This is a genomic window from Streptococcus sp. DTU_2020_1001019_1_SI_AUS_MUR_006 (assembly GCF_032340315.1).
In the GTDB taxonomy this organism is placed as follows: Bacteria; Bacillota; Bacilli; order Lactobacillales; family Streptococcaceae; genus Streptococcus.
In genome coordinates this window covers 132616-152876 of record NZ_CP135436.1, presented here as the reverse complement: position 1 = coordinate 152876, position 20261 = coordinate 132616, and the positions used below count along the sequence as shown (strand labels likewise).

At 41.1% G+C, this 20261-nt stretch carries 18 protein-coding genes; all 18 read left to right on the top strand.

The genetic code is table 11. The features are described from left to right. Positions 1–10: 10 nt before the first annotated feature. The 18 genes from RRU92_RS00705 (at position 11) to RRU92_RS00620 (ending at position 19972) form a co-directional block, all read left to right on the top strand. The gene (locus RRU92_RS00705) at positions 11–1162 is read left to right on the top strand and encodes a phage portal protein (protein WP_315639934.1); all 1152 of its coding nucleotides are present in this window, start codon (positions 11–13) and stop codon (positions 1160–1162) included. After that, positions 1143–1925: a head maturation protease, ClpP-related gene (locus RRU92_RS00700; RefSeq protein WP_315639933.1), complete on the top strand. Its 783-nt coding sequence runs from the start codon at positions 1143–1145 to the stop codon at positions 1923–1925. The genes RRU92_RS00705 and RRU92_RS00700 overlap by 20 nt, the downstream gene beginning before the upstream one ends. Before the next feature lie 15 nt (positions 1926–1940). Then, the gene (locus RRU92_RS00695; protein ID WP_315639932.1) at positions 1941–3062 is read left to right on the top strand and encodes a phage major capsid protein; all 1122 of its coding nucleotides are present in this window, start codon (positions 1941–1943) and stop codon (positions 3060–3062) included. A gap of 15 nt (positions 3063–3077) precedes the next feature. Continuing rightward, a complete protein-coding gene (locus tag RRU92_RS00690; protein ID WP_315639931.1) occupies positions 3078–3368 on the top strand; it encodes a phage gp6-like head-tail connector protein in 291 nt (96 codons plus the stop codon). Next, entirely contained in the window at positions 3361–3537 is a 177-nt protein-coding gene (locus tag RRU92_RS00685; RefSeq protein ID WP_315639930.1) for a hypothetical protein, read from the top strand. The genes RRU92_RS00690 and RRU92_RS00685 overlap by 8 nt, the downstream gene beginning before the upstream one ends. After that, positions 3521–3913, top strand: a complete 393-nt coding sequence (locus RRU92_RS00680; protein ID WP_315639929.1) for a phage head-tail adapter protein — start codon at positions 3521–3523, stop codon at positions 3911–3913. Before RRU92_RS00685 ends, RRU92_RS00680 begins: the two co-directional genes overlap by 17 nt. Continuing rightward, complete coding sequence (locus RRU92_RS00675; RefSeq protein ID WP_315639928.1) at positions 3906–4304, top strand: hypothetical protein; 399 nt, start codon at positions 3906–3908, stop codon at positions 4302–4304. The genes RRU92_RS00680 and RRU92_RS00675 overlap by 8 nt, the downstream gene beginning before the upstream one ends. Continuing rightward, entirely contained in the window at positions 4304–4684 is a 381-nt protein-coding gene (locus tag RRU92_RS00670; protein ID WP_315639925.1) for a hypothetical protein, read from the top strand. Before RRU92_RS00675 ends, RRU92_RS00670 begins: the two co-directional genes overlap by 1 nt. Positions 4685–4706: 22 nt before the next feature. Further along, positions 4707–5291 (top strand): major tail protein, encoded by a 585-nt coding sequence (locus tag RRU92_RS00665; RefSeq protein WP_315639924.1) that lies wholly within the window; start codon positions 4707–4709, stop codon positions 5289–5291. Between the two features lie 49 nt (positions 5292–5340). After that, positions 5341–5634, top strand: coding sequence for a phage tail assembly chaperone G (gpG, locus tag RRU92_RS00660; RefSeq protein ID WP_007519106.1), 294 nt, complete (start codon positions 5341–5343; stop codon positions 5632–5634). Between the two features lie 533 nt (positions 5635–6167). Next, on the top strand, positions 6168–10301 hold the full coding sequence (locus RRU92_RS00655) for a phage tail tape measure protein (RefSeq protein WP_315639922.1): 4134 nt from the start codon (positions 6168–6170) through the stop codon (positions 10299–10301). Continuing rightward, positions 10298–11800, top strand: coding sequence for a distal tail protein Dit (locus tag RRU92_RS00650; RefSeq protein ID WP_315639921.1), 1503 nt, complete (start codon positions 10298–10300; stop codon positions 11798–11800). Before RRU92_RS00655 ends, RRU92_RS00650 begins: the two co-directional genes overlap by 4 nt. Then, entirely contained in the window at positions 11800–15615 is a 3816-nt protein-coding gene (locus RRU92_RS00645; RefSeq protein WP_315639919.1) for a phage tail spike protein, read from the top strand. The genes RRU92_RS00650 and RRU92_RS00645 overlap by 1 nt, the downstream gene beginning before the upstream one ends. 8 nt (positions 15616–15623) lie before the next feature. After that, entirely contained in the window at positions 15624–17678 is a 2055-nt protein-coding gene (locus RRU92_RS00640) for a DUF859 family phage minor structural protein (RefSeq protein ID WP_315639918.1), read from the top strand. 14 nt (positions 17679–17692) lie between these two features. Then, positions 17693–18298 (top strand): DUF1366 domain-containing protein, encoded by a 606-nt coding sequence (locus RRU92_RS00635; RefSeq protein WP_315639916.1) that lies wholly within the window; start codon positions 17693–17695, stop codon positions 18296–18298. Positions 18299–18307: 9 nt separating this feature from the next. Further along, positions 18308–18724, top strand: coding sequence for a phage holin family protein (locus tag RRU92_RS00630; RefSeq protein ID WP_075229513.1), 417 nt, complete (start codon positions 18308–18310; stop codon positions 18722–18724). Between the two features lie 3 nt (positions 18725–18727). Further along, complete coding sequence (locus RRU92_RS00625; protein WP_033585128.1) at positions 18728–18958, top strand: phage holin; 231 nt, start codon at positions 18728–18730, stop codon at positions 18956–18958. 9 nt (positions 18959–18967) lie between these two features. After that, a complete protein-coding gene (locus tag RRU92_RS00620) occupies positions 18968–19972 on the top strand; it encodes a GH25 family lysozyme (RefSeq protein WP_315639914.1) in 1005 nt (334 codons plus the stop codon). Positions 19973–20261: the final 289 nt, after the last annotated feature.

Genomic DNA, 20261 nt, shown 5'->3' with positions numbered 1-20261 from the left:
AGGAAGTGCATTGGGGTTACTGAATTTATTTAAGCGTGAAGTGCCAGAGGTTGGTTTTGAGTTTGAGGATCTTGAGCGGATGTTTGGGAACCTCCAACTTAAAAGCTTAGCGATTGATAAGTCAGCTGAGTTCATCGCTCGAATTTTCGCTAAGTCAGTATTTAAGTATCAAGAAAACGGTAAGGCTAAGTCTTCTGATTGGGACTATCTGCTGAATGTAAGACCGAACAAGAACGAATCTGCGTCAGAATTTTGGCAAAAGGTTGTCTACAGGTTGATTACTAAGAATGAGGTCCTAATCTTTCTTACAACTGATGACCAGTTGTTGGTTGCCGACTCTTACACACGGACTAAATATGCTGTTTATGATGATGTGTTTGAGTTTGTAACTTGTAGAGGATACACCTTTGAGAAGCGTTTTCGGATGAGTGAAGTCATTTTCTTACAGTACAACAACAATCGACTGCAAGATTATATCTCTGACTTATTCGCTGATTACGAGAAATTGCACACTCGTTTGGTCGAGGCCTTGGCTAGGAATAATCAAATCAGAGGAACTCTGAAAACCAAAAACAATGGGAGTTTTGATAAGCAGATGCGTGATAAACTCCAATCATATGCAGATGGTCTTTTTAAATCGTTTAGTACTAAAACGATTGCGATTGTTCCAGCTCAAGATGGAATGGAATACACTGAGCATACGAATACAACAGGGACTTCAAATATCTCTGTTGATGAGTTGAAGAAACTTCGTCGGCAATTTGATGATGAGGTCGCTGATATCTTAGGGATTCCAACAACCTTAATTCATGGAGACATGGCCAATCTTGAAAATAGCCAAAAAATGTTTAATAGTTATTGCTACCAATCACTCGTTAAGAAAATGAGTGATGGGCTTAATTTTGCTTTAGTGTCAAGACGGAAATACGAGCGCGATAATCTATTTGTAATCATTGGCGAAGGTCAGAGAGATAAGTTTGCACTTGCTGAAAACATTGATAAGCTTATTTCTTCTGGTGCGATGACTCGAAACGAGGTGCGCTCTGAACTTGGCTTAGAATCTGTCCCTGGTGGCGATAAATTCCTCATCACCAAAAACTATCAACTTGGTGAACAGTTAGAGAAAGGAGGTGAGAAAGAAGATGAAAGTAATTCCGATTAAGGGTACGATTGTATCAAACAATGACAGATGGCTTTACGATTGGCTTGAGTGGGATGCAACCGCTCCGAAAGATGTTGTCCTTCCTGAAAGTGGTGAACCGATTGAGGTTCATATCAATTCGGGTGGTGGAGACGTTTATGCTGGTAGCGAAATCTATACTGCTCTACGCTCGTATCCTGGTGACGTGACCGTGAAGATTGTCGGTATTGCAGCAAGCGCAGCAAGCGTGATTGCAATGGCAGGAGATACGGTTGAAATCAGTCCGACCGCCCAAATCATGATCCACAATGTTTCAACGCAAGTAAATGGAGACCATAATACCCTGCTTCATGAAGCTGGTGTACTAGAAGGGTTTAACAAATCTATTGCTAGTGCCTATGTTCATAAGACTGGTAAAGCTTTGGATGATTTGCTTGCTTTGATGAACAAGACTACTTGGTTTGATGCTGAATCAGCTTTGAATCACGGATTTGTAGACAAGATTATGTTTACAAACGAAGTCGCTCCGACTTTGGTTGCGAGTGAAACTCCTATGATTCCAAGTGATTTTATTGAGAAAATGAGGTCAGCAATGACACCGGATATCGATAAAATCGCAGAACTGGTAGCTGAAAAACTAGAAGCTAAACTGCCAGATACACAAATTGAAAAAGAGGCTTTCGAAAATAGCGAATTTGTACAGAAGAAATTCAATCTTCCAGAAAGTCCAGAAAATAGCACAAACAAGGCTGTACCTAAAGGGTTCGGTCTTTTTATGTTTTAAGAAAGGAAAAACAGAATGACAATGACATTATCTAATCAATTTGAAAAACAACGTCAGGCATTTTTGGATGCCGTTACAAATGGCGCTCCTCAAGAAGAACAAGCGAAGCTATACAATGACATGATTGAGTCCATGACCAATGAAATGATGGCTCAAGCCCGTGATGCTGCTCGCGAAGAAGTTTCAGCTTTGAATCCATACGATGCTAAGCTGACTGCTGAAGCTCGCGATTTTTTCAATAATATTGAAAAGGCAGCACCTGAAGGGATTGAAAAATTCATCCCGCAAGAAATTATTGACCACATCTTTGAAGATCTGGTGCAAGCTCGCCCACTCCTTCAACATATCGGTCTTAAAAATGCTGGTATCCGCTTGAAATTCCTCAAATCAGAGCAAACAGGTCAGGCTGTTTGGGGTAAAATCAACGGAGAAATCCAAGGGCAACTCAAACAAAAATTCAACGAAGAAGAAGCAATCCAACACAAATTGACTGCTTTCGTTGTAATTCCAAAAGATGCTGAAAAATTTGGACCAGCCTGGTTGGCAAAATTCATCTCTATTCAAATCACAGAAGCCTATGCAGTCGCACTTGAAGCTGGTTACTTGAACGGCGATGGGGACAATAAACCTATCGGACTTACTCGTACTCTTACAGGAACTGTTTCAGGAGACCATACAACTCATGCTGAAAAGGAAGCTCAAACTACTAAGTTGACTTTCGCCGACTCAGCAACCGTAGTCAAAGAATTGACAAAAGTATGTAAATACCATTCAACAAAAGCTGATGGAACTACTCCAGTTGCAGTTGAAGGCAATCTTGTAATGGTTGTTAATACAGCCGATGCTTGGGATGTGAAGAAACAATATACTTCATTGAACGCTCAAGGAACCTACATCACTGCGATGCCATTCAACATTATCTTGGTAGAATCCGTGGCACAGACGGCTGGTAAAGTCACTACATTTGTCAAAGGTCGCTACGATGCCTTTGTAGGTGGTGGTATTTCACTTGGTCGTTACACAGAAACCTATGCTTTGGAAGACCTGAACCTTTACACTGCTAAGCAATTTGCTTATGGTAAGGCTCACGATGAAAAGACTGCAGCAGTCTGGACTCTACAACTTCCTCAAGCATAGTCTAGGTATTAAACCATGACTAGGGAAGAACAACTTCATCAACTCCTTAATTCATTTAAGGAGCGGATGAGGATTTTTCATAGTGGTGAGGATAACAACCTCTCCCAAATGTTGGAAAGTTCTGAGGTAGCAATCCTCAGTCTGGTCGGTAGTAAGGACTCTACCGACCCACGAGTGAGAGAGCTTATCTTAGAACGTGCTCGATATGTCTACAATGACCAAGTTGAGTTCTTTTATGGGAACTTTCAAGGAGATTTGATGGCATTGTCACTAGAAAATTACAAACTGGAGGAAAAACATGATTAAGGTTTTGAAAGGCTTTTACGACCTCAAAGAAGGGGTGTTTCGTTCTGTTGATCAAGAATTTGAAGCGACAAAAGAGCGCTTCGATGAAATCAATGAAGCGCTGCCTGGCTTTGTTGAATGGTCAGAAAAACAAACAGAAGTAACAACGTCTGATGTCTCATTATACTAATCGTCCTAGCTATCGTTACAAAAAGCCTGAGTCTCAAAATGGAGATTTGAGAACTCCCTTCACTTTCTATACTTCTAAAGTTGAAGAGGGGGTTGATGGCCGTGATGTGAGTTACAAGAAGGCTTTTTATACGATGGGGCAAGTTTACTCTCCTAGTTTCAAAGATATTGAGATTGCGACAGGAAAAGCGATGAAAGCTAAGATGACTTTGAAAATTCGTGATCCTTTGGATGATTACCAACCTGACAATCGCCACTTTGTCGAAGTTGAGGATTTGCGCCTAAAAGGTAAAAAATGGCAAATCATCGATGTGCGTCCTGATTATGATAATCGGGACTTTTTGATAGTTATTATCGGAGGTGGTCGTGATGTCTAGTGGAGCTAATCTAAAAGGCTTTGATGATGTTTTGAGGAATATGGAGGCTCGTTTAGGAGAGCCAGTGGTTCGTAGAAAGGTCAACAGGGCTTTGAGGGAGACGGTTGAGGAGTTTGAACCGACTTTCAAACGGGCTATGGCAGTTTACGCTGACACTGGTAAGACGGTCGGTGCCGTCGTCCATGGAAATGTGACTGGTACAGCTAGTGGGGTTCCAATGGTTAAATTAGGTTTCAAAAGCCCTCGCTGGACTCTTATTCACTTGAATGAATTTGGATACGCAAAGAAAGGACATCCTCGTGGCTTCGGTATTATGCGTCGCTTTTTTGAAGGTAGCAAACCAGTCTTCAAATCTAAAGTCGGCATGAAATTAAAACAGGAGTTTTTGTAATGATTAAGGACAAATTAACTGAACTCTACAACGCTTTGGAAGAGGATGATTCTTTATCTGGTATTAGTATCAAGTCATTTGAACGCCCTGAGAATTTAGGAGATGATAAAACAAGTATTGTCATTATCCCTGTCGGTCCTCCAATGCAGACGGCTCGTGGGAGCAATACTAGTCTAGCTAAGACTTTTCTCTATCAAATCAATGTAGAGTCTACTAATCGAGTGGAGTGCAAAGAACTCCAAAGAAAAATTGAAAAGATTATGGAAGACCAGGGATTTTATCAAACCGCTGGTGGTTTGGATGAATGGATTCCAGAAATCAAACGCTATGTAGATGCTCGTACCTACAAGGGTCAGAGTGCTCTATACGAAGAATACTAAATTAAAGAAAGAGGTGCTATAAATGGCATTGGTTGGTTTTAAACGTATGACAATTCGTGTGTTGGATGGAGAGGCCACTCCAACACTTGGGAAAAACCTTTTTGTGGTTGAAGGGAAAACTGGCGAGGGTGCGACTCGTACCGCTAAGATTTCAGGTCTTGCAAGTGATCCAGTAAAAACCTATGGTAGTGATGTCGCTTATTACACATCAAAACGTGGTGTAGGTGATGTGAAGATGGAAATGACAGCAGTTGATATTCCTCACATGGTCCTTGCCAAAATCCTTGGGCATGTAGTCAAGGACGAAATTGTTTATATTGGTGAGGATAGCGATGCTCCACTTTGTTCAGTTATGCTTGAATCTAAAACATCAAACGGGACAAAAGCGCAAGTTGGTTTCTTTAAAGGCAGCTTCTCAATGGATTCTGAAGAGTTTGAAACTCAGAAGGATAAGCAAGAGGAACTTCCAGATGATAACTTGAGTTTTTCAGCCATCGCAAGTGATGATGAAGGAATCAAAGGTAATTACTATGGCAAGTACATTGGTAATGATGAAGAAAAAATCAAGAAACTAAAAGGGCAACTTAAAATGGTTGCTGCAGGGTAGGAAGAGGGCACAAGCTCTCTTTTTATCTTTTTTCTAGAAAGGAAAGTAAATGGCTAAGGTTAAATTTTTAATTAAAAACGAAAAGGGTCAAGATGTTCAAAAGACAAGTAAGGAAATTACTACCAAGGACTATCGCGACTACTTGATTCTCAATGAAGCACTATCATCTGATGTGTCAGAGGTAGAGAAATTAGACAAGCAATTGGAATTTATCGCCTCACTGTTTGAAGATTTGGAAGTGGAAGAGCTTTTGAAATTCACGGATATGGCAGATATTTTTGCGGTATTCGCAGACATCTACTCTCATCTGGTGGGTGATGTTGACCCAAAGGAGAAAAAATAAAGCCGAGTGAAGCACTAAAACGGTTTTATGGTTTTGTCAAACAAGCTACTGAGGGCCCATACGGTATGAGTATTCGCGATGTTATGGATACGAGCTGGGAGGACCTGATGGGTGTTCTTGGTGAAACCGAATCTGCTAAAACTGAGGAAGTCATGGATCTTGCTGACTTTCTCCAGCTTATCTAATGCAAAGGCTTTACAAAACACTTCAATAGGCATATAATAAGGGTAAGGAGGTGAGTAGGATGAAGATGGTAGAACAAAATCGCAGGCGGTGTCTATTTTGGACACTAACTTTTGTAACATATATCTGTTTTGGTATTTACTGTGTTTGTACGAACTTTGGGAATACGATTGGGCAGATATTATTGTCGCCATTCATCATCGCTTCTTTGCCTTTATATGGATATGGCCTCCTAGGTGTTTTTATATGGGCAATGATGTCTATGGCTTTTAATGATTATAAGAAATAAAAATAAGAAAAGTCCGCAAGGGCTTTTTTCTTTTACCTGAGAGGTTAGGAAGGAGAACAAAATGGCAAGTGGTACGCCGTTAGGAGCAATGTATATCGAACTAGGGCTGGACGTGTCAAAGTTCAACCCTACTCTGAATGGTGCAAAAAACGCTGTAAAGTACTTTCAAAACAATGTCCGTTCTTTGGATAGTACTTTAAAAGGGAATGAAAAAAATGCTGGGTTGCTTCAAGCTAAATACAAGACTTTAGGGCAAGCTATTGATTCACAACGTAAAGTTTTGGATGAGATGAAGAAAAGTTTTGATAAACTCGACCCTGGAACAGCTAACTTTGATAAAGCTGCTGCTGATATTCAGCGTGAGAATGCTAAGTTGGCAGCAATGGAAAACCAGCTACGTGGAGTTGAAAAAGCTTTGAAGGATGTTGGTCGCGAAAATAGCTGGGCTGGGAAGATGGACAAGCTAGGAGATACCTTTAATCGGGGTGGTGAAAAACTCCGTGCGATGGGTGATGCTATGAAGCCTGTATCTACAGTTCTTACTGCTGGTTTTGCTTTGTCAACTAAGAAAGCTATAGACTTTGAAAGTCAAATGAATACGACCAAGTCGCTCCTAGCAGATACCATCCCAACTGCGGATGAACTGAATAGTACCACACAAAAATTAGGTGAGAGTTCGAAAGGTTGGGCGAAGCAGTATGGTATCTCAACATCCTCGATCAATGAGGGAATGCAAGAAATTATCAAAAAAGGGTTTGATGCTAATCAGACTATTGCTGCTATGCCTGCTATCTTAGATGCTGCAAAGGCATCGGGCGATGATTTTAACGTGGTAATGAATGCTTCGACTAACATCTTGCGTCAGTTTGGGCTAGAGGCTAAGGATACGAACCGTGTTACAGATAGCTTGACTTATGTGGCCAATAAGACATCGGCTGGCTTTTCAGATATGGGGCTAGCCATGGAGTATATAGGTCCTGTAGCTCACTCTTTGGGGATGTCTATCGAGGAAACGTCCGCAGCTATCGGTCTTCTTTCTGATAATGGTATAGCTGGTGAGAAGGCTGGTACGGCATTACGTGGTGCTTTATCAAAATTATTGAAACCTTCTAAATCTAATGCGAATGCAATGCGTGAATTAGGATTTAGCGTTGAAGAATTCCAGTCTGGTGCATTGAAGTTGCCAGATATCATTGATCGCATCAAGGAATCGACAAAAGGGTGGACAGATGCTGAGAAATCGTCTGCTATTGCTCGTGCCTTTGGTGTTGAAGCTCAAACTGGGATGAATGCCCTTATCAACCAAGGAGGAGATGCGCTACGTAATCTTACTAAAGAAACTGAAAATGCTCGTGGGTATACTAAGAAATTGGCGGATGAGCTGTCTAAATCATCTAAAAATGGAGTAGAGCGATTCAAGTCAAGCTTGGAAGTGCTTCAAATCAATATCGGTCAGAAACTCTTGCCTCTACTCACGCCTCTCCTTGAAAAGGCAAATGAGTTTATTGAATGGCTAGATAAGGCACCCGAAAGTACACAGAAGTTAGTACTTGGTTTAGGTGGTTTCTTAGCTTTGGGGTATCCATTGCTGAATATGATGGGGAATGCATCAACAGGATTAGGCTATCTATTTAAAGGCGGTAGTAAGGTTGCGAGTCTGTTTTCTAAGGGGTTAAGCCTTGGGAAAGCGGGTACGGAAGCGGCTGAGCTGGGAGTTCAGGTAGCCGAGACTGCTGGAAAAACTGGGCTACTTAAGACAGCTTTGGCTGGATTGACGAGTCCAGTTGGGCTTTTAGTTGGAGGGACGGTTCTGCTGGCTGGTGGTCTAGCCTATCTAGCTAATGAGAAAGACAAGGCTCGTATCAAGACGGAAGAGTTTGGCTCTCAGTTGAGCGATACTGCTCAAGGAGAATTACGAAGCTTTCAAAAGACTGTTGACGAAACCAGCACAGCCGTCGCAAACTTCGGTACTCGTGCTGGAGATGCTGAAAAGGTATCTGGAGCCTTTAAAAAACTTTATGAAGAAATTGCTGCCGCTGCTGATAAAACCAACAAACGCATGGAGGAGTTAGGCTCTAAGTGGGGTCTCAGTGAAGAGGATATTGCGAAAGCAAAAGAAAAAAATGCCCAGGTCGTATCTAATACTGAGTCCATGATGAATCAAATTAATGAGATTTATCAACGTCATAACGGAGATGCGAGCAAGTTCTCTCAAGAGGAGAAAGAAATCATCCTGAACAATCAGAATGAGATGATTAAGGCCAAACTCTCGATGATGGACTTGTCAGCTGAGCAACAGAAGGCAGCTTTACAAGCTTTGAATGGCGATGTCAGAAGTCTAAATGAAACCCAATTGAAGCATACTAAAGATGTTTTGAAACAAGCGCTGGATGAGGAAAAGAAACTCTACGAGAATTCAAAGAGTGAGCTGAAAGAGTTGCTTGCTGGGAAAGCAATTGATCAAGAAACTTACAATAAGAAAATGCAGACTTTAGAAGCAAACCATACTCAAACCATGGAAGCTTTAGGAAGTAAGTACTATCAGGTCATGCAAAATCTCGATGCTAAGGTAAAGGCTCGAACTGGTCAAAGTTGGAACTATTGGGAAGAAGCCAAGAAGGTTCTGGAAGAATACGGCCTGTCCTATGAAGAAATTGGAAAGAAAGCTGCTGAAGCTTCTCAAAAAGTAGGGAATTCGCATAGTATCCTTGCTAACTATACTAGTGAGATGAGCAAGGAAGTGAAAGAGGCTAACGATGCCTGGTCATTGTTGGTAGGTAACATTGATAAGAATGGGAATTTCCAAGTAAAATCCAATGTTAAGGAAGTCATCGGAGAGGCTGCTAAATCTGCTGAAAGTTGGGAACAATTGCAGTTTATCGCTAAAACTGCGGAAATCAATTCTAACGCTCGTGCTACTATTGCAGAGGCTCTTGTCGAATCCGGTAAATGGAAAGACATGACTCTGGAAGAAAAGCAAGTGATTGTCAAGAACCAAGCGGGTCTACAAGCTATCTTTGATAGCGAAACCCACCTTAAGACCTGGAATAGTATGCCATCGGAAGTCAAAGAACTTCTTATGAAGAATACAGACATCATGTACAAGGCGGAGGAAGCATCAAAGGCTCTGTCTAACTATGAAGCTCTGACACCAAAACAGAAAGAGTTGCTGGCTAATGATGAAAGTGTCCGAAAAGCAGTCGCTCGCTCAACTGATACTCTGACAACCTGGAATGTTACGACGCCATTCACAAAAGATTTGAAGGCAGATCCTACGAATGTTTTGAACAATGGGCAATTGTCAATAGATAAAATTATGGCTTGGAATCTATCTAATCCAGAGACTAAATCATTAAATGCTACTGATAATACTAGTGAAGCAGTTTCAAGCGCGCAAGTTAGTGTGAACTCACCTAAACAAGAAACTCCAATTGGTATTAACGCAACGGATTTGACAGGCCCAGAATCTGCATCTGCAAGCGCTGGAATCAATGCGATTAAGCAGTATGACCCTGTTAGTATTTTGGCTCAAAATAATACTCAAGGAACTGTTAACCAGGTTCAAAGTGGAGTTGATTCTATTCGTGACAAAACTGTTACTATCAACGCTCGAGACAATGCTTCTGGGGTGCTTTCGGGCATTAGAAGCTGGATTGATAGTGTAACTGGTAATTTCTTTACCAATATTTTTGCAAGCAAGCATGCCCACGGAACCAATTATCACCCTGGCGGTCTTGCTATCGTCAACGACCAAAGAAATAGTAATTATAAAGAGCTTGTTACTCTTCCAGACGGCAGAAGTTTCATTCCTGAAGGAAGAAATGTCCTTCTTCCACTCCCTAGAGGATCTAAGGTATTGCGAGCAGATAAGACCAGACGTCTGATGCATGAAATGGGCGTTCCTAAGTACGCTTCAGGTATCGGGATTCCGAGTGACGCTAAATTTCTTAGAGAAATGGAACAAGCACAACAAAATATTGTTGTTCAACACCAATACACAAATAAGAGGCAAGATACAGATAAAGTTGTGTCTGAGATGAGGATTCTGAGAGCAAGTATGGAGAAAATCCTTACTGCTATCCTTAACAAGGACACAGATACTTATATGGATAGTTCTGTAGTGACGGATATTATAACCAAGAAGCAGAGAGAGCGGGAAAAAATGACACTGAGAATGAAAGGAGTGCTTGAATGAGTGAAGTGACAATGAATTTCAATAAAACAGATTTAAGTGATCTGATTGAAATTCATGATATTCAACGCGATGTAGGGAATAATCGTTCTATTTTAATTGACCGTGCACCAAGAATTGGCGTGAATATCCAGCAACAAACCATTGATGCAAAATATATCAAGGTGGACTTTTCCATCTGGTCTAAAGACAGGAATACCCTCAAGCATAAGCTTGCGGGTATTTTTAATGTTGATGCTCCTAAAGAATTGACATTTTCAGATGAGCCCGATAAGTATTATCTGGCCATGGCAATCGATGATATCTCTATGCAAGAGGTAAGCGGGAGACGTTCAAACGGCTCTATTAAGTTCATCGTTCCAGACGGTGTAGCCCATAGCTCAGCTTATAAGAATTTCAATAGTGATTCAAATGCACAAACTACAACCGATAAAATGGTTTTTGATTTAGTAAACAACGGAACCGTTGAGGCATTTCCAATTATCAGAGTTAAGCATAATGCTGAAAATGGTTATATTGGTCTTGTCAATAATAATACGGCTTTTGAGATGGGAAACCGTGAGGAGGCTGATACTGAACCAGTCAAACGGTCTGAGGTCTTGCTTGATTTTAGAGGAGACAAAATCGCTGACGGCTTTGCTAGAGCAGTGAAAAATACCTCAGTGACCAATAGCAGATGGGACAATATAACGGGAACATCAGAACTGACCACAGTAGATGGAAAAAAACGTATAAAGGTAAGAGAGCAGGCCAGCGGGGCTTACAATGAGAATTATGGCGCAGGGCTTTCATGGGAGATACCTGCAGACTCAACAGGTCAGAAAGGCTCACTCAATGATTATCTATTTTGTAAATTGGTCTATCAGCTAGAGTCAATCAATCAATGTGGCTTTATTAAGGTAGCTGTATCTGACACAGCAGGTCAGTTTTTGTATGGAATTGAAACCTATAAGCGCTATAACGGTCTATACTGTGGATTTAATGTCTTTGCGACAGATAACGCTGGTGGATATAACTTTTTAAAAACTTTGCTTTTTGACTCTTCTAGCGACAAAAATACAAATCCGTTTGCACTTTCAAAAGGTCAATTTGAACTACAAAGAAACGACGAGAGAGTTCAAGTTTATTATAATGGCTCGCACTATGACTTTATTGTCCCTGAAATCAAAGGCAAAAAGTCAGCTAAGATACATGTTACGATAGGTGCTTTTCGTGGGAAAGCAATCATCCCTCACTTGTATCTCGATGAGTTGATGTATCGTAAGGACTTTGTACAAGCATCAAGAGACATTCCTAACCGTTATCCTATGGGTTCAAATGTTGTAATCAACAGTGAAGATGATACGGTCTATATTGATGGTATCGCTAAAGCTGGAGAGGTTGTCGATGGTTCACAATGGCTATCTATACCGCCTGGAGAGTCTAAAATTGAGATGTATTTTTCAAGTTTTATAAAGAAAAAACCAACCGTGACAATCGAATTTGAAGAAAGGTGGCTATAATGCTATTAACAATTCATGACGCGAACTTGCGAAAGGTTGCTTTTGTTGATAACAGCAAGCAAAGCACACTTAACTTTTACAACGATACCTGGACTAGAAGTTTACAAACAGGATCATCCACTTTTGAATTCACTGTATTTAAAAAGTCTATCAAGTCAGACACTCCAACCCAAAAAGCCTATTCTTATCTGAATGAACGGGCGTGGGTATCTTTCAAATATCATGGAAAGAGCTTTATTTTCAACGTTATGCAGGTTGAAGAAAATGAGCAGACAATTAAATGCTATTGTGAAAACCTCAATCTTGAGTTAATCAATGAGGTAGCTAATCCTTACAAGGCTACAAAGGCTATGAGCTTTGCTGAGTATTGCGAAGCTATGGATTTATTAAACTATACCCATCTTGTTATTGGCATCAATGAAGTATCAGATAATAAACGTACTCTTGAATGGGAAGGGCAAGAAACCAAACTAGCCCGTCTATTGAGTCTTGCCAAACGCTTTGATGCTGAGATTGAGTTTGATACACAATTAAACGCTGATAGCACAATCAAAAAGTTTAGTGTCAACGTCTATCATGAAAATGATGACGCACATCAAGGTGTAGGTCGTATCAGAAACGATATAAGCTTAAAATATGGCAAGAATATCACTTCTATCACCCGTAGAGTTGATAAGACAGGTCTTTTCAATTCAATCCGGCCAACTGGTAAAAGACGATTAAAAAATGGATCTGGTGAAGAAGTTGAAGAAGTAGTTACAATACAAGGTCTTGATGAGTGGAAAAAGTACAACAAGGATGGAATTTGTGAATTTTATCAATTAGGGGCTCATCTTGTTGCTCCAATCTCTATGCAGCTATATCCATCAACATTCACACATTCAACAGGTGAACTAGACCAGTACACAAGAAAAGATTTTAGTTACGATACCGACGATCCAAAAGAATTGCGACGTCTAGCATATAATGAACTAAAAAAACATTGCTATCCAGCAATCACTTATGAAGTTGATGGCTTTGTAGATGTCGAAATCGGCGACACAGTCAAAATTCATGATGAGGGATTCAACCCACTATTGATAGTTCAAGCTCGTGTTTCTGAACAAAAAATCAGTTTTTCAAACCCATCAAGCAACAAAACAATCTTTTCAAACTTTAAAGCCCTGGAAAATCAGTTATCAGACGGCATACAAGAGGTACTTGAGCGCTTATTTGAACAATCTAAACCTTACACAATCAAACTTTCAACTAGTAACGGTATCATTTTTAAAAATCAGATTGGCCAGAGTCTAATAACCCCAACCTTATACAAGGGAGGAAAACCAGTTGTTGCTGGTGTTACTTGGCGTTGGGCGCTCGATGGAGAAGTGACAACAGGGATGACTTACTTAGTTAGAGGCTCAAATGTAACAGATACAGTCACTCTGACAGTAGCGGCTTACATTGGAAATAAAGAGGTTGCTGTTGATGAGATATCGCTTGTTAATGTTGTTGATGGAAAACTTGGTACACCTGGAACTCCAGGGCGAGACGGTCGCACTCCTTATGTGCATACAGCGTGGGCTAATAATGCAACAGGAACAGATGGATTTAGTCCTGACAGCTCAATCAATAAACTCTATATTGGTATTTATACCGACTTTGAACCAAATGATAGCACAGACCCTAAAAAATACAAGTGGGCTAAAGTAAAAGGGGACAAGGGAGAAAAAGGCGATAAAGGAGAACCAGGACAACGTGGTTTAGATGGCTTGCAAGGGGCACGAGGTGAACAAGGGTTACCTGGTCGCAATGGTGCAGATGGCCGTACTCAATACACTCACATAGCTTACAGTAATAGCGCTGATGGAACTAAGGATTTTTCTGTAAGTACCTCTGATAGAGCTTATATCGGGATGTATGTTGATTTTAATAGCGCTGATAGCAATACTCCATCTGATTACAATTGGACACTTGTAAAAGGCTCTGATGGTGCAAATGGTGTGGCAGGTAAGGCTGGCGCAGATGGTAGGACGCCATACTTACATATAGCTTACGCCACATCAAATAACGGATCGCAAGGTTTCTCAACTACTGACAGTACAAATAAAACGTATATAGGAACATACACAGATTACACTCAGGTAGATAGTACAGATTACAGAGTGTATAAGTGGACGTTGATAAAAGGGGAAGATGGTACTGGTATTTCTAATGTAACTAATTACTATTTAGCTACTACAGTCTCAACAGGTATCACAAGAGCAAGTGCAGGGTGGACAACTACGCCACAGCCTATCACATCAGACAAGCGTTATTTATGGAATTATCGAGTTGAGCTATACACAAACGGTACAAGTAAGACAACAGACCCTACTGTTATTGGTGTACGTGGGGGAAAAGGAGACCCTGGACCCCAGGGAGCAATAGGTCCTAAAGGTGATAGAGGAGAAAAAGGCGAAAAGGGAGATCGTGGCTTACAAGGGCTCCAAGGCTTGCAAGGTGCTAAGGGTGACCAAGGGATTCCGGGGCCTAAAGGAGCTGATGGACGTACACAGTACACTCACATGGCCTATGCTGATAATGCAACAGGTAGTGGATTCAGTCAAACAAACACTGATAAAGCCTTTGTTGGGGTGTACATTGACTTTAATCCAACAGATAGCAGAAATCCTACTGACTATCGCTGGACGAGATGGAAAGGTCGTGATGGCGCCGATGGACTACCAGGCAAGGCCGGAGCAGATGGAAGAACGCCTTATGTTCACTTTGCGTATTCTGATAATGCGGATGGTTCTGGTTTGACAATGACAGATAACGGACAGCGTTATTTTGGTCATTATTCAGATTATGAGAAGCCTGATAGCTCAGATAAAACTAAGTACAAATGGGCTGATCGTTGGGCTAAAGTTGAGGTTGGTTCGCAGAACAGGTTTGTTCAAAACACTTCTGTTGCAGGGTATTTAGGGAATGCAGGGATTATTTATCCAGCTAATACAGTGAACAAGGAGAGAACGTCCGATTTTATTGAAATCGATGGAGCATCTAATCTCATCTATCAGCTTTGGGTGACTACACCTTCCGGAGGAATACCTTGGCATGCTTGGCAATTTTACGATGCTAATAAATCACCTATCGGAACTCGACTTACAGGTAAGGATAGTTATACAGTTAGGGCGCAAAAGTGGCATATCGTCAATAATATTACAGTACCAGCTACTGCTAAATTTATTAGACTATCTGCTAGAACTTACGAAGACGCCAAAATTAAATTAGAAATAGGCACCATCCCCACAGACTGGTCTCCATCTCTTGAAGATATTCAGAGAGACATTGACTCTAAAGCAGACCAAGGGCTGACTCAGGAACAACTCAACGCTCTAAATGAGAAAACTGGAATTATCCAGGCTGAGCTTGAAGCTACGGCTAGCGCTGATACGCTTGATAACTGGATAAAGGCTTACAAGGACTTTGTCAAGGCCAATGAGGCTGCAAGAGCGCAGGCTGAGAAAGATTTGATTTCAGCTAGTCAGCGTGTCTCTAATATTGCTAAAGATTTGGGAGAGTTATCTGACCGCTGGGATTTCATCGATAGCTATATGAGCTCATCTAATGAGGGTCTTGTCATCGGCAAGAACGATGGTAGCTCTAGTATGATGTTCAATCCTAACGGACGAATTTCAATGTTTAGCGCTGGTGTTGAGGTTATGTATATTTCTCAAGGTGTTATCCACATTGAGAACGGGATTTTCTCTAAGACTATCCAGATAGGACGTTTTAGAGAAGAGCAGTATCACATTAACCCTGATATGAACGTTATCAGGTATGTAGGATAGGAGGAAGTATGGCAAAGTTTAGTAATTCAAGTGGGAGCTTGTATCTCAATGTCTATGTGGAGCAGGGATCTCAGAGTATCACGACTAACACCTCAACTGTCAACTGGCGGATGACAGTTAGTCGTTCTGGTGGTTATTACACATTTAACCATCAAGGGGACAGTACGCTGTCTCTTAGCTTAGATGGCCAAAATGTGCATAGTAGCCGTCCAACATGGCAGACATCAGGCGAGGAGTACACGCTTGCTAGTGGTTCAAGCACAATCAGCCACAATGCGGATGGGACTAAGACCTTACCTATATCATGTACGTTCAATCCGAATAATGGCCTGCATGGGACTATCACAGTATCAGCAAGCCTTAGCCTGACAACTATCCCACGTTCAAGCTCTGTAAATGTTGGAGCTGGTACTATTGGTAGTTCAGTAACTATCAATATCAACCGTCAGAGTTCAAGTTTTAAGCACACGGTACGCTATGCTTGGGCTGGCAAGTCAGGGACGATTGCAACGAATGTAGACACATCCACAACGTGGACGATCCCTCTTGACTTTGCAAACGACATTCCCAACTCTGCTAGTGGTACAGGGACTGTCTATGTAGATACCTACTCAGGATCTACTAAGACAGGAACACAGTCCACTACGTTCATGGCAAGCGTACCAGGAAATGTCAAACCTACTTTCACAGGTATCACATTGTCAGATTTGAACTCTGCAGCTCAGAACCTTATCCCAAGCGGCAACACGTTCATTCAGGTAATATCTAACATCAAAGTAGCGTTTAATGGCGCGGTTGGTTCCTACGGCTCGTCTATCACTGGATACTATGCTGAAATTGTTGGTAAAAACCAGTCTACGAGTTCAAACGGTGGCAGTCTGGGCATTATGAACTATCACGGCACCATCAAAATCAGAGCGAGCGTGTCTGATAGCCGTGGGCGTTGGTCTGATACTAGAGAGGTATCTGTGACCGTGCTTGAGTATTTTGCCCCTGCTCTTAGCTTCAGCATAGCAAGAACAGGATCAACTTCTAGCACTCTGACAGTTACACGAAACGCCAAAATCGCCCCTCTTACAGTCTCAGGAAGTCAAAAAAACTCAATGAGATTGACATTCAAGGTTGCTCGACTAGGGACTAACTCTTACACAGTCGATAATGGACCAGCCACTGGCTCCTGGACTAGTATCTCTAGTTTCATCAACTCACAGGCTAATCTTGCTGGCAATTATCTAGCTAATCAGTCATGGGTTGTAATCGGCACGCTTGAGGACAAGTTCACACGGTCTGATTTCATGGTCAACGTGGCGACAGAAAGCGTGGTCTTGTCTTATGACAGGTCAGGGGTGGGCGTTAACAAAATCAGAGAGCAGGGCGCCCTGGATGTGAAAGGCAATATATATGCTAATGACCAGCCTATTCAGCAGTATCAACTGACTTCTAATTTCGGCGGTGCAATTCCTCCTCACGGTTCTTTTAATAAAGACTTAAATAATATGAAAATCCCTGGTTTGTGGCAAGTCGGGGCAGACTTTGCTAACAATCCTTTAGGAGCTTTTTGTATTTTAGAATGCTATAAATTACATACCACTAACGAGTGTATCCAGAGGGTTACTTCTTCGAACGGATATATGGCAGTCCGTGAGTACGGATATGATAACGTTTGGAGACCATGGCGCTATGTAGTGCAACAATCAGAATCAACTAATAACTCTGACTATGTAGCATTGTTAAAATCAGAAAGCGAGCCCACACCTTGGAGGGACTTATCTTTGCAAAACGGATGGCAGCATCATCAGCAATACAATGATGTTCAATATTCAAAAACGTTTGACGGCGTTGTTTATTTTAGAGGTTCAGCGTACAAAGGGAAAACTACGATTGAGACAGTGATAGGGACTTTACCAGTGGGGTTTAGACCAACACAGACACTGTACATCTCAACGATCAATAACAACTATAATGTAGCTGTTTTAGGTATCTACGGAAATGGCAATATAGTTGTAAAAGGTAACGTAGACTCAAGCTGGCTTAACTTTGATAACATTTCATTCAAAATTTAGAAAAAGGAGAACATATGAAATTAGAGTACGGGACAAAGTCCCAAGAATTTGATGCAAGCGGGAAAGAATCCGCTACAAAGGTCACGTTAGTCAATGCAGATGGCGCTATTGTGCCAATCTTGCTACCAGCTGATAAAATCAGCCTATCAAACACAGAGCTTTTCGAGCTTGCTCTGGAGGCTCTCTATCAGGAGAATTTCCCACAGCGTGCTGAGAAGGAGAAATTTAACCAGGTAGAAGCTCAGTTGCAACAAAACAAGGAAATGGCAGCCAAGGTGGAGCAAGCTACCACTGAGAATAAGGAAAATCTTGATGCGGCCTCAGAGATCCTTGAGATCATGATTGCTTTGTCAGTATATCAAAATGGAGGTATGCCTACATTTGCTTATAGCAAGGTTGCTAATTTCATCAAGCCTCTTGTTAAAGGTACACGCTACTCAAATGGAGACATCATTGCCATGCCTTATCCATTTGAAACCAATGCCAAATGGCCAAAAGGTACGCAAACTATCTTTATGTTTCAAATGAGAGCAAACGAGGGGTTCACATACAAAGACCAAGCACTCTCTGACATGCTGCAGCAAGGTGTGCTTACTGTAGTTATGCCACGGATCGATTAAGGAGGATATATGCAAATCGAATTTTTCAATTTTTTAAGAAGTGTCGTCCAGACTGAGGACGGACTGGTCTTGTACGCTCTAGCTTTGATTGTCTCGATGGAAATCATTGATTTTGTTACAGGGACAATTGCTGCTATCGCAAACCCTGACATCGAGTATAAGAGTAAAATCGGCATCAATGGGCTCCTTCGTAAGATTTTAGGAGTCCTCTTGTTAATGATCCTTATCCCAATGTCTGTTCTACTTCCTGAGAAGACAGGCTTCGCATTCTTGTACTCGATTTATCTCGGGTACATTGCATTTACTTTTCAATCCCTCATTGAAAATTACCGGAAACTAAAAGGAAATGTCACTCTTTTTCAGCCGATTTTAAAAGCGTTTCAGCGATTACTTGAAAAAGATGACGACAAAAACAAAGGAGAATAACACATGATTAACTGGAAATTGCGTTTGCAAAATAAAGCAACACTTATTGCCCTTTTGGGGGCAATCTTTTTGATGGCTCAACAATTCGGTCTTGAAATTCCCAAAAATATCCAAGACGGTGTGAACACATTCGTTTACATCCTTGTATTGATTGGTGTTGTTAACGACCCAACAACAGCAGGGATTTCAGACAGCAAACGTGCGCTAGAATATTACGAACCAAGCGAAGATTAGGAGAAAACAATGAAGAAAAACGACTTATTCATCGACGTATCTAGCCACAATGGATACGATATTACAGGTATTTTGGCTGACATGGGTACACAGAATACCATTATAAAAATTTCTGAAAGTACAAGCTATATCAACCCTTGCCTGTCCGCTCAAGTGGAGCAATCCAATCCGATTGGCTTCTATCATTTTGCTTGGTTTGGTGGTGACATTGAAGAAGCTGAGCGAGAGGCACGCTACTTCCTTGATAATGTGCCCCAAAAAGTAAAATACTTGTGCCTTGACTACGAAGATCACGCTAGCGGAGATAAACAAGCAAATACAGATGCTTGTATTCGCTTTATGGAAATTCTCAAAGAAAATGGCTATGAGCCAATCTATTATAGCTACAAGCCATTCACGCTCAATAATATTTATTATGAGCAGATTCTTGCGAAATTCCCAAACAGCCTTTGGATTGCAGGCTATGGTTTGAATGATGGTACAGCTAACTTTGAATATTTTCCATCAATGGATGGTATCCGCTGGTGGCAATACTCTTCAAATCCGTACGACAAAAACATTGTTTTACTAGATGATGAAGATGCTAAGCCAAAATGGAAAAGAAACGATACTGGATGGTGGTATGAATACCCTGACGGCTCTTATCCAAAAGAAGAATGGGAAAAGATCGATGGTACCTGGTACTACTTCGACGAGAGAGGTTATTTAATAGCTTCTCGCTGGTTGAAGGATGATGGTAAATGGTATTATCTCAAAGAAAACGGCGCCATGGCCATTGGTTGGGTGTTTGTGAATGGCAAATGGTACTATCTTGATACTTCAGGATCGATGGTCACTGGTTGGGTTCAGTACAAAGACAAACTATACCATCTCAAAGAAGAGAATGGTGCAATGTCTTCAAAAGAGCTTGTCCAAGTTGAAGGTGGCTGGTACTACGTCAACGAGGATGGCAGTCGTTCAGACAAACCAGTGCTTACTGTCCTCCCCGATGGTTTAATTGTTACCACAAAATAAAAATAGAAGGAAAGGACTTTCAAATTAGATTACACTAACCGCAGGCAATAGCTTGCGGTTTTTTGTTTGCTCTGAAAATGTTGGATTTAAAATCCAAGAAATGTAAATCTAATAAACACATTTCAAATCCGTAAAATCATCTTTTCGGAGGAATAGTAATTTTGTCAAAAATAAAAACAGTGACATTACTCACTGATTCTTTTGTAAACTATTAGAACTAAATTGCAGCCTTCTCAACTATACGGGCAAAGGTGAGTATGAAAATGAATACGAAGATGAATACGATTTA

Excerpts from the sequence above, each read along its gene's own strand:
- RRU92_RS00700 (WP_315639933.1), top strand. The coding sequence starts at position 1,143 with ATGAAAGTAATTCCGATTAAGGGTACGATTGTATCAAACAATGACAGA.
- RRU92_RS00695 (WP_315639932.1), top strand. The coding sequence starts at position 1,941 with ATGACAATGACATTATCTAATCAATTTGAAAAACAACGTCAGGCATTT.
- RRU92_RS00690 (WP_315639931.1), top strand. The coding sequence starts at position 3,078 with ATGACTAGGGAAGAACAACTTCATCAACTCCTTAATTCATTTAAGGAG.
- RRU92_RS00685 (WP_315639930.1), top strand. The coding sequence starts at position 3,361 with ATGATTAAGGTTTTGAAAGGCTTTTACGACCTCAAAGAAGGGGTGTTT.
- RRU92_RS00680 (WP_315639929.1), top strand. The coding sequence starts at position 3,521 with ATGTCTCATTATACTAATCGTCCTAGCTATCGTTACAAAAAGCCTGAG.
- RRU92_RS00675 (WP_315639928.1), top strand. The coding sequence starts at position 3,906 with ATGTCTAGTGGAGCTAATCTAAAAGGCTTTGATGATGTTTTGAGGAAT.
- RRU92_RS00670 (WP_315639925.1), top strand. The coding sequence starts at position 4,304 with ATGATTAAGGACAAATTAACTGAACTCTACAACGCTTTGGAAGAGGAT.
- RRU92_RS00665 (WP_315639924.1), top strand. The coding sequence starts at position 4,707 with ATGGCATTGGTTGGTTTTAAACGTATGACAATTCGTGTGTTGGATGGA.
- gpG (WP_007519106.1), top strand. The coding sequence starts at position 5,341 with ATGGCTAAGGTTAAATTTTTAATTAAAAACGAAAAGGGTCAAGATGTT.
- RRU92_RS00655 (WP_315639922.1), top strand. The coding sequence starts at position 6,168 with ATGGCAAGTGGTACGCCGTTAGGAGCAATGTATATCGAACTAGGGCTG.
- RRU92_RS00650 (WP_315639921.1), top strand. The coding sequence starts at position 10,298 with ATGAGTGAAGTGACAATGAATTTCAATAAAACAGATTTAAGTGATCTG.
- RRU92_RS00645 (WP_315639919.1), top strand. The coding sequence starts at position 11,800 with ATGCTATTAACAATTCATGACGCGAACTTGCGAAAGGTTGCTTTTGTT.
- RRU92_RS00640 (WP_315639918.1), top strand. The coding sequence starts at position 15,624 with ATGGCAAAGTTTAGTAATTCAAGTGGGAGCTTGTATCTCAATGTCTAT.
- RRU92_RS00635 (WP_315639916.1), top strand. The coding sequence starts at position 17,693 with ATGAAATTAGAGTACGGGACAAAGTCCCAAGAATTTGATGCAAGCGGG.
- RRU92_RS00630 (WP_075229513.1), top strand. The coding sequence starts at position 18,308 with ATGCAAATCGAATTTTTCAATTTTTTAAGAAGTGTCGTCCAGACTGAG.
- RRU92_RS00625 (WP_033585128.1), top strand. The coding sequence starts at position 18,728 with ATGATTAACTGGAAATTGCGTTTGCAAAATAAAGCAACACTTATTGCC.
- RRU92_RS00620 (WP_315639914.1), top strand. The coding sequence starts at position 18,968 with ATGAAGAAAAACGACTTATTCATCGACGTATCTAGCCACAATGGATAC.